We start from the raw sequence: 13,448 nt of genomic DNA on the forward strand, positions 1-13,448 counted from the left end.
TCGGTTCCGGTTTCCGACGCCCTCCTCAGCCTTGATCCGGCCGCCGATGTCCCTGGCTCCCCGCAGCGAAGCCGATCTCCAGCAGCGCCAGCGCAGCGGTGATCTGCGCGTGCTTGCTGCCGCCGATTTCCGGGTGCTGGTGGCGACAGGCGGCCTGGAAGCGGCCTACGCCGCCACCGACGTGGTGGTGGCCGCCAATGCGGAGTTCACCGACCAGGCCACGTTGCAGCTCAGCCTCGGGCCGGTGGATCCGCCTCTGCGCATCCGTGAGGCCCGGCTCGACGGGGTGCTCGCCCAGGGGGCGGGTGGCACCGCGGGCCTGTGTCTGCCGATCGGCGGCGGGCTGGGCGAACCGCTGCGCCAGGGGGGCGCCCAGGTGCTGGATGCCCTGCTGGCCGGCCTTGAACTGGAGCTGACACTCACCGGTGAGGCCACCGCCTCCCACCCGCGCCGCGAATACCGGGGCCGCCTCTCGCTGGAGCGCCTGGGCGGAGCACGCCTGCTCCTGCATCGTGCCATCGCCGAAAACGGGGTGGTGGCGGTGAGCAGCGCAGAGGGAGTGGTGCGCAGCCCGTACGGACCCCTGCTCGGTCCCTACGGCAACGCCCTGTACAGCAGTTCGGGAAGCAGCAGTATCGGGCTCACCATGCCCTCACTGGCCTGGCTCGGTCCGGGGTCGCCCGTGCTGGTGGCTGGGGCGGTGGGCTGGGTGATCGGGGCCGGCCATGGGCATCAGCCCGGCACGCGGCGGCTGCCCAGCGGGCATGCGCGCACTCCAGGGGCGGTCGCGGCCGTGAGCGTCGACCTGCACGGGCTGCGGCCCGAATGGATCCGCGCCTGTTTCTTCGAGGGACACGGCAGTGCCCTGATGGTGCCGATCGCCGTTCCCGTGCCCCTGCTCGATCTCGCCGTGGCCCGCCGGGCGTCGATCGGCGACGACCAGCTGGAAGCGCCCGTGCTCGATTTCTCGATCCCGCGCCGTATTCGCCCCGGGTTCGGTTTTGTGCCCTACAGCCACTTGCTGGCGGGCAAGATCCAGGTGGATGGTCGCCGCATCCCCTGCGCGCCGGCCCACAGCCCGCGCCTGGCCCGGGAGATCGGCACCTGCCTGATCGAGCTGCTGCGGCAGGGACGCTTCCCGCTGCGCGGCCCGCTGGAGCCGCTGTCGGCGCGCCCGGGCCTGATCCCTCTGGAGGGCTGATCGCCCTGCCAGGGGCTGCTGTGCCGGCCTGCTGCAACGGTCTGCCGAAGCGAGGCCTCGCCCTGCCGGAAGCGCCGTAGGCTCCCGGTGCGGTTTTTCTGGCAGTCGATGACCGAGCCTTCCGCTTCCTCCAACGCGCCGTTCCTTCCCGGTGAGCAACCGCCGGCGCACGAGCCCGTCGGGGAGGTCGCCGCTCCCATGCCCACCAGCGGGGAGCACGGCGTTGCCGACCCCGCTGATCTGCCCCCAGCCGACCCCGCCGCTGTCGTTGGCGCGGATGCTGATGCCGCGCCCATGTGGCACTCGGCCCCGGAGCCGATGCTGCAGCCTGAACCGCTGACCCAGCCTGTGGCGGCAGTGGAGGCTGAAGTCTCTCCTCTCCTGCCCACGGGCGCGCCCGTGGATTCGGTGGTTGGCTCCCAGCCGGCTCCGGTTGATGCGTCGCCAGCTGCAGACCCGGTGAACGCTGCCGCGTTTGCTGCAGCACCTACTGGAGCAGGTGGCCAAGCCTCTGACGAACCGCCTGCCACGCCCGCCGAGCTCCTGCCGGAGCCCACACCAGCCCCCACACCTGAACCCGCTGTGGCGGCCACCGTGCATGTGCCGGCCGCACCGGACACCGCTGAGGGCGGTGGCGAATGGGACCTGCTGCTGGCCAAGCTGCGCGAATGGATCGGCAGTGGACGCCTCCAGCAGATGCTGGTGCAGTACCAGGGGCCCTTGCGTGCGGTTGCTCTGGCGCTTGCCCTGGTGCTGGTGCTGCGCCTCTACGGCGCCGTGATCGGCGCGATCGACAGCCTGCCCCTGCTGCCGGGTCTGCTGGAGCTGGCCGGGGTGATCTGGCTGAGCCGCTTTGCGGCCACCCGCCTGGTGCGCAGCAGCGACCGTCAGGAACTGATCGCATCACTGGAGCAGCGTTGGCGCGCATTCCGCGGCAACGACTGAGGCCGCCCGTCGGGCTGGGCCGTGCTGGATCTGGAGGCTGACAGGCCTGTTGATAGCTTGGCCCGACTGCGACGACCATCCACCGGTGACCATTCAGTTAGGCGGGAAGCGCACCGTCCGTCGTGCCTACGGGATCGACGAGATCGCTCTGGTTCCCGGAGGTCGCACGGTCGACCCGGAGGTCACCGACAGCCGCTGGAGCCTCGGAGGCATCGACCGCGAGATTCCGATCATCGCCAGCGCGATGGACGGGGTGGTGGATGTGGCGATGGCCGTTGAGCTCTCCCGCCTCGGCTCACTGGGGGTGCTCAACCTCGAAGGCGTCCAGACCCGCTACGAAGACCCCAACCCTGCGCTCGACCGCATTGCGGCGGTGGGCAAAGAGGATTTCGTTCCCCTGATGCAGGAGCTGTACAGCCAGCCCGTGCAGGAAGAGTTGATCCGTCGGCGCATCGCCGAGATCCGCGAACAGGGCGGTATCGCCGCAGTCAGTGCCACCCCTGCGGCAGCGCTGCGCTTCGGCAAGGCTGTGGCGGAAGCCGGTGCTGATCTCTTCTTCGTGCAGGCCACGGTGGTGTCCACCGAGCACATCGGCCCGGAGGGCCGCGAGCGGCTCGATCTCGCCACCCTTTGCCGCGACATGGGCGTGCCGGTGGTGATCGGCAACTGCGTCACCTACGACGTGGCCCTGGAGCTGATGCGCGCCGGTGCCGCCGGGGTGCTGGTGGGCATCGGCCCCGGTGCCGCCTGCACCTCCCGCGGGGTGCTCGGGGTGGGCATCCCCCAGGCCACCGCTGTCGCCGACTGCGCCGCCGCCCGCGACGATTACGAGCGGGAAACCGGGCGCCGTGTGCCGGTGATCGCCGACGGCGGCATCGTCACGGGCGGCGACATCTGCAAGTGCATCGCCTGCGGAGCCGATGCCGTGATGATCGGCTCGCCGATCGCGAGGGCGGCCGAAGCACCGGGCCGCGGCTTCCATTGGGGCATGGCCACACCGAGCCCGGTGCTGCCCCGCGGCACCCGCATCAGCGTCGGCACCACGGGCAGCCTCGAGAAGATCCTGCGTGGCCCCGCCAGCCTCGATGACGGCACCCAGAATCTGCTGGGCGCGCTCAAGACATCGATGGGCACCCTGGGCGCCCGCACCCTGCGTGAGATGCAGCAGGTGGAGGTGGTGGTCGCCCCTTCCCTGCTCACCGAAGGCAAGGTGTACCAGAAGGCCCAGCAGCTGGGCATGGGCAAGTAGAGCCCTTTTAGAGCCCTTTCGCATTGCCCGATTCGCTGCGGACTTTCCGGCGGTTTTCCAGCAATGAGACGCCGCTGGACAGGCCGAGACGGGGGCTAGTCTCGTGCCGTGGGGGCTACGGCTCGCACACTCCTCACACCACCCCGCCCGGCGCGTCCGGGCATTTTCTCTTCCAACGTTCGGTGGCGGTTCCGGGAATGATGCCAAGGCCGTTGCTACATTGGCAAAACCTTGTCCCTCCCTCGAATGTCCAGCGCCACTGCCGTCACCGACGCCTCTTTTGAGCTGGATGTGCTCAAGAGTGATGTGCCCGTGCTGGTGGACTTCTGGGCTCCCTGGTGTGGTCCCTGCCGCATGGTCGCTCCGATCGTCGATGAAATCGCCAAGGAATTCGAGGGCCGTATCAAGGTCTTCAAGCTCAACACCGACGAAAACCCCAACGTCGCCAGCCAGTACGGCATTCGCAGCATTCCCACCCTGATGGTCTTTAAGGGTGGTGTGAAAGTCGACACCGTCGTTGGTGCCGTGCCGAAGAACACCCTCTCCGGCACCATCACCAAATACCTCTGAGTTCTTCCCTCGCCCCTCCCGGCGTGTTGTCGCAGCCTGCCTCCGCCGCCACGCCGGATCCACGTCCTTCGCTCTCCACGGCGGCGGAACCCTCAGTCGGCTCCACTCCGCCGCCCTTCAGTGTCGGCCAGCCAGAGGCAGAGAGAGCGTGGGAGCATCAAGCCCCAGAGCTCAGCAACCACCCCCAGCGGCTGCTGATCGATCGGTCGATCGCCACCTTGATGCGGATCGCCGGTAGCGGCGCCGATGGTGAAGATTGGGGGCTGATCAGTGGCACGCTTCAGGACATCCAGCAGGCGCTGCAGATGTTCGAGCAGCACCGGCGCACCCGCAAGGTCACGGTCTTCGGCTCAGCCCGCACCGCCCCGGGCACCCCTTGCTACAGGCTCAGCGAAGAATTGGCCGGCCGTGCCATCGCGGCAGGTTTCGATGTGATCACCGGCGCTGGTGCCGGTGTGATGGAGGCGGCCAATCGTGGTGCCGGCAGCGAGCACGGTTTCGGCCTGAACGTGCAGTTGCCGTTCGAGCAGCAGCCCAATCCCTACATCGCCGGTCGTAGCGATCGCCTGGTCGACTTCCGCTACTTCTTCACCCGCAAGCTTTTCTTCCTGCGCGAGTGCGATGCGCTGGTGGTGCTGCCGGGAGGTTTCGGCACGCTTGATGAATTGTTCGAGTCGCTGACGCTCATCCAGACCGGCCGCATTGCTCCGATTCCCGTGGTGCTGCTGGCCCCTCCCGGTGATCCCTTCTGGACCAACTGGCAGCACACGGTCCGCCACGACCTGATCGATCGTGGGCTGGTGAGTGAGGCGGATGCTGCCCTCTTCTGCGAAGCCAGCAGCGCCGCCGAGGCGATGGTGCAGATTTGCCGCTTCTACCGCGTGTTTCATACAGCCAGGCTGGTGGATGATCGCCTTGAGCTGCTGCTGCACGCCCCGCTCACGCCTGCGCAGCTGGCTGTGCTGAACCAGCGTTTCGCTGATCTGCTGGACAGCGGGCAGATCGAGCACGATGAAGTCTGCGATCTTTCCGATCAGCTCCGCCCTTCGCTGCGCTTCGATTTCAACGACCGCAAGGTGGGCCGGCTCTATCAGCTGATCGAGCATCTCAACGGTCTCGACATTCAGGGCGCGCCGGAACCGCACCACCCAGAACAACGTCGCTGTACCTTCACTTCCTGATGGCCCTTCTTCTCTTTCTTCCTCCCCCAGTTCTTCTGCCGGGGGCACATCGGCTGCTGACTGATCCCCTGCAGCTTCTGCTGCTCAGGACACAGCTGCCGGCGTTTCGCTCGCCTTCACTGGAGAGTCCGCTGCCATGAGCCGGATCGGATTGATCGATTACGGCATGGGCAACCTCCATTCCGTGCGCCGCGCGATCGAGCGCCTCGGTGCCGAGGTGGTGCCCGTGCAGGACGCTGCCGCGATGCAGGCCTGCCATGCCTTGATCCTGCCGGGCGTGGGCGCGTTCGACCCCGCCATGCAGCGGCTGGAGCAGGCGGATCTGATCGAACCGCTCAAAGGTTGGTGTGGCTCCGGTGGACGCCTGCTGGGGATCTGCCTGGGGCTGCAGTTGCTGTTCGAGAGCAGTGAGGAGGGGGAGCGCGAGGGCCTGGGTCTGCTGGCCGGACGGGTGCGGGCCCTGCCGCGCACGCCCGATCACCCGATTCCTCACATGGGCTGGGCGCCGCTGTTGCCGGGCGCGCCATCACCGCTGCTGCCAGCGGACCAGCCGCCTGCCTGGGTCTACTTCGTGCATTCCTTCGCCGCCGATCCCTCGGAGGCCGCCTGCATCACCGCCCAGGTGGACTACGGCGATGCCCGGGTCACGGCCGCGGTCTGGCAGCAGAACGTGGCGGCCTGTCAGTTCCACCCGGAGAAATCCGGGCCGGTGGGTCAGCGTATGTTGCGCCGCTGGCTGGGCTGGGTGGAGAACGCCGCCGCATGACCCTGCGGATCAGTGGCGGCCGCCGGCTGATCAGCCCAGCGGGTTCGGCGGCCAGACCCACCACCTCGCGGGTGCGGCTCGCGGTGATGAACCTGCTAAGCGCGCGGCTGGAGGGAGCGCGCTGGCTCGATCTCTGCTGCGGCAGTGGGGTGATGAGCTGCGAAGCGCTGCAGCGCGGTGTGGCGGCGGTGGTGGCGGTGGATCAGGACCGGGGGATGGCGGCCACGGCTCGGACCAACCTGGAAACGGTGCGTGCGGGGCTGAGGCGGCCGGTGACGGTGGAGGTGCTCTGCCGGCCGTTGCCGCGCTGGCTGGAGGGTGGTGGCGCCTGCCGTACGGCTGGCGGGCCGTTCGATCTGATCTATGTGGATCCGCCCTACGGCGCGGGGCTGCACCAGCCGATCGCAGCAGCCGTGCTTCAGCACGGTTGGATGGCCGCTGGCGGGTTGTTGGTCTGGGAGTGCGGTAGCGGCCGTGTGCCTGAAGCACCGCCCGGCTGGGAGCTGAGCCAGCAACGCCGCTACGGCAGCTCGGAAGTGGTGGTGCTGAGGCCCCTTAGCCAGCAAGAGAGCCCCGCAGAATCCTCAATGGAACAGGGTCCAGCGGAGCGCCTTTGAGGGGCTGCGAGTGATGGCCTGGGAGTCCCGGACCCGCTGGCCTCCTGAGCCAGTGGTCTGATCACCTGCTGGCCTCATGACCAGCTTGAAGGATGTTCAGGCAGGCCAGTCGCTTGGTTCAGGCAAGCAGCGCCGGTTCAGCCGCCGAGGGCGCTGCCACGGCGGTACTGGTTCCAGGCCGCCACGAACAACCCCAACAGGGTGACGGGAATCAGGCCCAGCACGATGCCGCAGAGCAGGGGTTCGATCATGGAGAGCCAGCCACACAGAAGTGACGCAATTGTTTCACGTCTGCGGCAGTGTGGTGGGAGCAGCGTGGCGTTCCTTGACAGGTGATCTGACCCCGACAACGGCTCCTGAGGGGGCAGCGGAGGCCACCTTTCGCCGTCAGGGTCTGATCACAGCGATGGCGCTGATGGCGGCTGCTGCCTGCGCGCTGCTGGCCCTGGGGCTGCTCCCCTCCATCCAGGGCGACCCCTACACCCGCCAGACCCTGGATCTGGTCGGCTCGGCCGATCGCGGCAGCCGGCTGTTCCTGATCAACTGCGCCGGTTGTCATGGCATTGCCGGCCAGGGGCTGGTGGGCCCGAGCCTGCATGGCGTCACCCAGCGCAAGAACGACCGCCGGCTCGTGCAGCAGGTGGTGAGCGGCCGCACTCCGCCCATGCCCCGTTTTCAGCCTGATCCCCAGGCCATGGCCGACCTGATCGCCCATCTCCACGCACTGGCGTGACGGCCCCTGCGCCCGCTCCCTGCCCACCGGTGGTGGTGTTGGTGGAACCTGCTGGGCCTCTGAATGTGGGCAGCGCTGCCCGCCTCTGCGCCAATTTCGGCATCGTCGAGCTGCGCCTGGTGGCGCCCCGCTGCGATCACCTCGGCGATGAAGCCCGCCGCATGGCCGTGCATGCCCAGCCGCTGCTGGAGCGGGCCGTTGTGTTTCCCGCTCTGGCCGCCGCCATCGCCGATTGTCGCCGCGTCGTGGCCGCCAGTGGCCGGCCGGAGGCGGCACCGGTGGCCGTGGTGGACCCGCCCGAGGCTTTTGCCTGGCTGGCGGCGGGTGACGGAGAAGGCGATGGCGACGGGGCCTCAAGTGCGGCCCGCGGCCCCGGCGGCTCCCGTGGTCCCGACAGCCCTGGCCGCCCCCACAGCCCTGCGGATGCCCCTGGCCCGGCGACGGTGCCGAAGGTGGCTGCCCTCGTGTTCGGCCGCGAAGACCGGGGACTGAGCAATGACGAACTCCTGCAGGCCGGACGGGTGCTGCGCATCGCCGCCGATCCCGGCTACACCTCGCTCAACCTGTCCCATGCGCTGGCCATCGTGTTGCACGAGTGGCACCGGTTCCACGCCCGCCCGCCTGGTCCAGGCCCCGGGCCCATCACGGTGCTGCCCACACCGGCGCGCCGCGCCGACTTGGAGGCTGCGCTGGCTGATGCCCAGGCGCTACTGCTGGAGGTGGGCTTTCTGCTGCCGCACACGGCCCATGCCCGCATGGCCAAGGTGCGAGGCCTGCTGCAGCGGGCCCAGCTCGATGCCGATGAAGTGGCCATGGTGCGCGGCATGGTCCGGCAGCTGCGCTGGGCCACCGATCGCCGGACCCCTTAACGTCCTGCCAACCCTTTTCGTTTGTCTGTGCGCTCGGGCCGCCCCCCCCGATCCGGATCCACCGGCTGGTTCCAGCCCCTGGCTCTGGTGCTGCGATTGCTGGTGATGGGCGTCGGTCTCGGCGTCATCACCGGCACGGTGCTGAAACAGCTCGCCCCCCGGATGGCCCAAGGAGCGATGGACACGCCGCGCATGGGAGCTGCCACCACGCCGGTGTCGCCCCTGCAGCAGGGCATCCCGCTGGGCAGTTTCGAACCGCGCAAGGAGCTCACGGCTCTCAGCGCCCGCTGGAAGGCCCTGGCGGCGGCCCAGAAGGACCTCAAGGTGGGAGGGTTCCTGCTGGTGCTTGATGACGGCCGCTTCGCCCAGCTGAATCCCGACACGCCCCTGCCTGCCGCCAGCTCGATCAAGACCCCGATCCTGCTGGCGGCGCTTGAGGACCTCGACCGCGGCAAGTTGCGCTGGGGCGAACCCCTGCCACTCACCAAGGAGGTGGTGGGCGGTGGTGCCGGCTGGATGGCCAATCGTCCGCTCGGCACCCGTTTCCCCTTCTACGAAGCGGCCACCGAGATGATCCGCGTCAGCGATAACAGCGCCACCAATCTGCTGATCAAACGGGTGGGCGGGAAGCTGGCCATCAATGCCCGCTTCCAGGCGCTTGGCCTTCCTGCCACCGTGGTGAACAACTGGCTTCCCGATCTGGAGGGCACCAACACCACGAGCCCCCACGACCTCGCCCGTTCCATCGCCCTGGTGGATACCGGCGCCAAGCTCAGTCCACGGGCACGGGATCACTTCCGCACGATTCTGGGCACCTCCCGCACCAATACCCTCCTGCCCGCCGGGGTGCTCAAGGGGATCGGTGGCGATTCCAGCGACCCCGACAGCGAACTGCTCGCCCGCGGCATCACCGTGCTCAACAAGACCGGCGACATCGGCATCGCCTACTCCGATGCCGGACTGATCGAACTGCCCAACGGTCAGCGGGCCGTGGCGGCCTTCATGGTCAAGGGCCCTTTCAACGATCCCCGCTCCACCGAACTGATCCGGGCGATGGCCGCGGCCATGAGCGAAACCCTGATCGGCCGTTCCCCTGCTCCCACCCCGCGATGAATCCGCAAGCTCCCCGCAACCGCCGCTGTCGGTGGCTGAGCTCCCTGCTGCCAGCTGTTGCCGGTGGCGCCCTGGCGCTGGGCGCCAGTGGCGGGGCCGCCGCCGCCGAACCGCTGACCACTCTGGCAGCCACTCCCGCGGCCAAGCCCGCTGCGGCTCCTGCACCCGCCCCCGCTGCGGCTCCCACCACCGTGCTGCGGCCCCAGCAGGTGCGGCCGCTGCCCGGAAAGCTGGATCAGGTGCCGTTGATCAATGACAACAACCCCGAGCTGATCACGGCGCCCGGCATCCTGCTCTCCACCTTCGATGGGGCCGCCACCCTGGGCGGGCAGCCTCTCGGTGTGCCGGCGGCTCACCTCAACCGTCCCCTGAAGGGCCGCTTCGATCTGTTCAGCCATCACGTTTATGCCGGACGGCCCGAAACCGTGGATTCCACCCTCTGGCTGGGGGTGGTGGCGGCACCCAGCGGCCCGCGGCCGGTGCGGCTGCAGTTGATCAGCGGTTCCACGGCGCTGTCGCAGGCCACCGACCCGAAGCAGGCGGACGCCCCCTTCCTGCCCCTGCCGGCTCTGGTTCCCCACGACGGCACCTCCGCGTTTTCCGGCCCCGGCAGCCGGGTGGCGGCTGAACTGCTGCAGCAGCGCCGCAGCCCTGAGATTCCGGCCCAATGGCAGCTGCCGGCCGGAGAACTCACCACCCTGGTGGCAGTGCCGATCCCGGTGCGCGGCCTCGACCCCCTGCTCAACGGCCGCAACCTGCAGCTGCGGTTGGTGAGCGACGGGCCGGTGCAGGTCGCCACCCTGGCCGCCTTCGGCGGTGACCAGCCCCCATCGGACGCCACCTGGCTGGAGCTGTTGCGGGGCGGGCTCAGCCCCAAGGAGCACCAGCCCACTCCGCGCGGCGCCAAGGGGCGGATCATCTATTCACGGGTCAGTGGCGTGCAGCTGGGCAGCCGTTGGACCGGCACGCTCACCGATCCCGGCAGCCCGGTGCTGTCGGTGCGCAGCGCCCCGGTGTCGTGGCCGATCGCCGGGCTGGAGCTGGGCACCCTTGGCACCGGCCAGGTGCAGACCGCCGAGCTCGATCCCTTCTATCCCGGCACTGCCTGGGCCGCCCATGGCAACTACGGCGTCGAGTACGACCTGCGCCTGCCGCTGCGGAACGACAGCGACCAGCCGAGCGTGCTTTCGCTGGCGCTGGAGTCGCCCCGCAAGACGGACAAGCCGCTGGGGGGGTTGAGCTTCAACGCCACCGAGGCCCGGCCGGTCATGTTCCGCGGCACCGTGGAGGTGAGTGGCCTCGACGATCCTCAGGGCCGGCGGATGGGCCGGCGCTGGTTCCACCTGGTGCAGCGCCAGGGGCAGCAGGGGCCTGAGCTGGGCCGCGTTCGGCTCCAACCTGGAGAGCGGCGGGAGCTGCGCGTGCGCTTGGTCTCCCCGGCTGATGCCCCCCCCCCCCAGGTGCTCACCCTGCTGCCGGTGCCCGCCGCTCCGGCGGAAACCTCAGCTGTGAAACAATCCGAACCCGTGCCGAGCTGTCGTCCGTGAGTCAGACCCGCAAGCGCAGGGTGTTCCCCTTCACCGCCATCGTCGGCCAGGAGGAGATGAAGCTCGCCCTGCTGCTGAACGTGATCGATCCCCGCATCGGCGGCGTGATGATCATGGGCGACCGGGGCACGGGCAAGTCGACCACCATCCGCGCTCTGGCCGATCTGCTGCCAGCCATCCCGGTGGTGGCCGGCGACCCCTACAACAGCTCTCCCACCGACCCCGACCTGCAGAGCAGCGAGGTGCGCGCGCGGGCCGAATCCGGCGAGACCCTGCCGGTGGAACCTCGCCAGGTGCCGATGGTGGACCTGCCGCTGGGTGCCACCGAAGACCGTCTCTGCGGCACGATCGACATCGAGAAAGCCCTCAGCGAGGGCATCCGGGCGTTTGAGCCGGGCCTGCTGGCCAAGGCCAACCGCGGTCTGCTCTACGTCGATGAGGTGAACCTGCTCGACGACCACCTGGTGGACGTGCTGCTCGACTCGGCCGCCTCGGGCTGGAACACGGTGGAACGGGAAGGCGTGAGCGTGCGGCACCCGGCGCGTTTCGTGCTGATCGGCTCCGGCAACCCGGAGGAAGGGGAGCTGCGGCCCCAGCTGCTCGATCGCTTCGGCATGAGCGTGGAGGTGCGCACCGTGCGCGATCCCGAGCTACGCGTGCAGGTGGTCGACCAACGCACCGGCTTTGATGCCGACCCCGAGGCCTTCAGTGCCCAGGTGCAGGACGTTCAGGAGGCCCTGCAGGCCAGGGTGGTGGAGGCCCAGAACCGGTTGCCGTCGGTGGTGATCGACGACGACCTGCGGGTGCGCATCTCGGCGGTGTGCGGCGAACTGGATGTGGATGGTCTGCGCGGCGACATCGTCACCAACCGGGCGGCCCGGGCCCTGGCCGCCTTTGAGCACCGCAACGAGGTCACCGACGACGATGTGGCCCGGGTGGTGGCCTGCTGCCTGCGCCATCGCCTGCGCAAGGATCCACTGGAGCAGATCGACACAGGCGATCGGGTGATCAAGGTGTTCTGCAAGGTGTTTGAGCGGCCTGAGCCAAGCGACCGCAACGGTTTCGAACTGGCCCTTGCGGCCTGAGCCTGTCGGCTGCTCAACTCCCGCAGGGCGCGGATAATTCGCCCCATGCGCATCCTCGGTATCGATCCTGGTCTCGCCCGTGTCGGCTACGGCGTGATCGAGTCCGGCCCGCCCCAGCGGATGCTCGACTGCGGCATGATCCAGACCCTTCCTGGCCGCTCCGATGGCGCGCGGATGGTGGAGATCGCCCGTGACCTGCGCTGGCTGGTGCGGCGCTGGCGCCCGGAGCTGGCGTCGGTGGAGAAATTCTTCTTCTACCGCTCCAGCACCACGATTTCGGTGGTACAGGCCCGGGGCGTGGTGATCATGACCCTGGCGCGGCTGCAGGTGCCGGTGGTGGAGTTTCCGCCGATGCAGGTGAAGCTGGCGCTCACCGGTTCGGGCCATGCCGGCAAGGAGGAGGTGCTCGACGCCGTGATGCGCGAACTGTCGCTGGATCACCCCCCACGCCCCGACGACGCTGCCGATGCCCTAGCTGTGGCGCTCACTGGCTGGTTTCAGCGGTGAAGCAGCCCGCTGCCGGTGGTGCTGCTCCCGCTGACGCTGTGGCCAGTGGGGCAGGTGCCGACAAGGCAGCCCTGCGGAGCCACTGGCGGCAGCAGCGCTTGGCCCTGCTGATGGAGGCGCACCCTGCCCTGCAACAACAGGCCGTTGCGGCGCTGGCTCCCTGGCTGGATCGCCCGCAGCGGTTGGGGCTCTACTGGCCCCTCCGCGGCGAAGCGGACCTGAGGCCGCTTCAGGAGCTGGGATCGGCTTCGCTCGCCCTGCCGGGGGTGCGGCCGGCAGCGGGCCTGGAAGGAGACCCGGCCGCAGGAGCGTCGGGGAGGGGCGCCGCCGCACTTCATTACGTCGCCTGGAACCCGGGCGCGCCGCTGCTCCCTGATCACTGCGGCATCCCGGCCCCACAGGGGCCCAGCCTCGAGCCCAGCGCCCTGGGCCTGCTGCTGGTGCCGGCGCTGGCCTTCGACCGCCGCGGCTTCCGGCTGGGTTCGGGCGGCGGCTGGTACGACCGCTTGCGGCAGCACCCGGCCTGGCGCTCCGTGCCGGCTGTGATCGTGGCGCCCTACGGCTGTCTGGTGGAGGCCCTGCCCACCGACCCCTGGGACATTCCCTTCGACGGATGGCTGAGCGAGCGGGGCCTGGAATGGTTGCAACCTGTTGAGTGATGACCACCCCAGCCCGCCTGACGGGGCTGCATTTGCCAGGATCCCCGCAGTTGAAGCCTTCCTGTGGTGCTCTCCTCGGATTCGTCCGCTCAACCGCCAATGGGCCTGTTGCAGCCTGCGGTGGCCCGGATGGATGCCGATGGCACCAGTGGTCGGCGCCTTTCCCCAGCGCTGCGCGCCGGAACCGCCGCAGCGGCAGGCCGCACCGTGGCCGATCGCGTGATGGCCGCCGAGCTCGGTCACCGCTCCGAGCCCAGCGAGGCCCTCTCGATGATGGTGAGCTCGATGGTGCGGATGGTGCAGGCGGGCAAGGCCCATGCCGCCGGCAACCGCTGGTCGGCCTCCTGAACCCCACTTACGCTGGAATGCCTGGCCCTCCTGAAGCGCGGCCGGCCCTCCGCTGTTT

Annotated in this window: 16 protein-coding genes; 15 read left to right on the plus strand and 1 reads right to left on the minus strand. The window is 69.2% G+C overall.

Annotation, left to right across the window (positions count from 1 at the left end):
* The first annotated feature begins 46 nt into the window (after positions 1 to 46).
* The 7 genes from KBY86_RS09715 to rsmD all read left to right on the plus strand — a co-directional run bounded on the left by KBY86_RS09715 (position 47) and on the right by rsmD (position 6,529).
* Positions 47 to 1,201 (plus strand): homocysteine biosynthesis protein, encoded by a 1,155-nt coding sequence (locus KBY86_RS09715; protein WP_094510262.1) that lies wholly within the window; start codon positions 47 to 49, stop codon positions 1,199 to 1,201.
* 108 nt (positions 1,202 to 1,309) lie between these two features.
* A complete protein-coding gene (locus KBY86_RS09720; RefSeq protein WP_255140961.1) occupies positions 1,310 to 2,146 on the plus strand; it encodes a CAAD domain-containing protein in 837 nt (278 codons plus the stop codon).
* Positions 2,147 to 2,231: 85 nt separating this feature from the next.
* On the plus strand, positions 2,232 to 3,395 hold the full coding sequence (locus KBY86_RS09725; protein ID WP_094510264.1) for a GuaB3 family IMP dehydrogenase-related protein: 1,164 nt from the start codon (positions 2,232 to 2,234) through the stop codon (positions 3,393 to 3,395).
* Between the two features lie 246 nt (positions 3,396 to 3,641).
* Positions 3,642 to 3,965 carry a thioredoxin gene (gene trxA, locus KBY86_RS09730; protein WP_094510265.1) on the plus strand — a complete coding sequence of 108 codons (324 nt, stop codon included), beginning with the start codon at positions 3,642 to 3,644 and terminating at the stop codon, positions 3,963 to 3,965.
* A gap of 26 nt (positions 3,966 to 3,991) precedes the next feature.
* Entirely contained in the window at positions 3,992 to 5,146 is a 1,155-nt protein-coding gene (locus tag KBY86_RS09735; protein WP_255140962.1) for an LOG family protein, read from the plus strand.
* A gap of 136 nt (positions 5,147 to 5,282) precedes the next feature.
* Positions 5,283 to 5,912 (plus strand): imidazole glycerol phosphate synthase subunit HisH, encoded by a 630-nt coding sequence (gene hisH, locus KBY86_RS09740; protein ID WP_255140963.1) that lies wholly within the window; start codon positions 5,283 to 5,285, stop codon positions 5,910 to 5,912.
* Entirely contained in the window at positions 5,909 to 6,529 is a 621-nt protein-coding gene (rsmD, locus tag KBY86_RS09745) for a 16S rRNA (guanine(966)-N(2))-methyltransferase RsmD (protein WP_255140964.1), read from the plus strand. The genes hisH and rsmD overlap by 4 nt, the downstream gene beginning before the upstream one ends.
* A 137-nt stretch (positions 6,530 to 6,666) precedes the next feature.
* On the opposite strand, the gene petG is transcribed toward rsmD, so the two are convergent.
* A complete protein-coding gene (gene petG / locus KBY86_RS09750; protein ID WP_006041770.1) occupies positions 6,667 to 6,780 on the minus strand; it encodes a cytochrome b6-f complex subunit V in 114 nt (37 codons plus the stop codon).
* A gap of 74 nt (positions 6,781 to 6,854) precedes the next feature.
* Between petG and KBY86_RS09755 the strand changes: the two genes are divergently transcribed.
* From KBY86_RS09755 to KBY86_RS09790, 8 genes are all read left to right on the plus strand, one after another.
* A complete protein-coding gene (locus KBY86_RS09755; protein WP_233132697.1) occupies positions 6,855 to 7,262 on the plus strand; it encodes a cytochrome c in 408 nt (135 codons plus the stop codon).
* Entirely contained in the window at positions 7,259 to 8,131 is an 873-nt protein-coding gene (locus KBY86_RS09760; RefSeq protein ID WP_255099824.1) for an RNA methyltransferase, read from the plus strand. Before KBY86_RS09755 ends, KBY86_RS09760 begins: the two co-directional genes overlap by 4 nt.
* A gap of 27 nt (positions 8,132 to 8,158) precedes the next feature.
* Positions 8,159 to 9,244, plus strand: coding sequence for a serine hydrolase (locus KBY86_RS09765; RefSeq protein WP_255140992.1), 1,086 nt, complete (start codon positions 8,159 to 8,161; stop codon positions 9,242 to 9,244).
* Positions 9,241 to 10,791 (plus strand): DUF3370 domain-containing protein, encoded by a 1,551-nt coding sequence (locus KBY86_RS09770; RefSeq protein WP_255140965.1) that lies wholly within the window; start codon positions 9,241 to 9,243, stop codon positions 10,789 to 10,791. Before KBY86_RS09765 ends, KBY86_RS09770 begins: the two co-directional genes overlap by 4 nt.
* The gene (gene bchI / locus KBY86_RS09775) at positions 10,788 to 11,876 is read left to right on the plus strand and encodes a magnesium chelatase ATPase subunit I (protein WP_094510271.1); all 1,089 of its coding nucleotides are present in this window, start codon (positions 10,788 to 10,790) and stop codon (positions 11,874 to 11,876) included. The genes KBY86_RS09770 and bchI overlap by 4 nt, the downstream gene beginning before the upstream one ends.
* A 45-nt stretch (positions 11,877 to 11,921) precedes the next feature.
* Positions 11,922 to 12,383, plus strand: coding sequence for a crossover junction endodeoxyribonuclease RuvC (gene ruvC / locus KBY86_RS09780; protein ID WP_094510272.1), 462 nt, complete (start codon positions 11,922 to 11,924; stop codon positions 12,381 to 12,383).
* The gene (locus KBY86_RS09785) at positions 12,380 to 13,042 is read left to right on the plus strand and encodes a 5-formyltetrahydrofolate cyclo-ligase (RefSeq protein WP_255140966.1); all 663 of its coding nucleotides are present in this window, start codon (positions 12,380 to 12,382) and stop codon (positions 13,040 to 13,042) included. Before ruvC ends, KBY86_RS09785 begins: the two co-directional genes overlap by 4 nt.
* Positions 13,043 to 13,141: 99 nt before the next feature.
* A complete protein-coding gene (locus tag KBY86_RS09790) occupies positions 13,142 to 13,390 on the plus strand; it encodes a hypothetical protein (RefSeq protein WP_255140967.1) in 249 nt (82 codons plus the stop codon).
* Positions 13,391 to 13,448 lie beyond the last annotated feature (58 nt).

The organism is Synechococcus sp. Lug-A (genome assembly GCF_024345655.1).
Classification (GTDB): Bacteria; Cyanobacteriota; Cyanobacteriia; order PCC-6307; family Cyanobiaceae; genus MW101C3.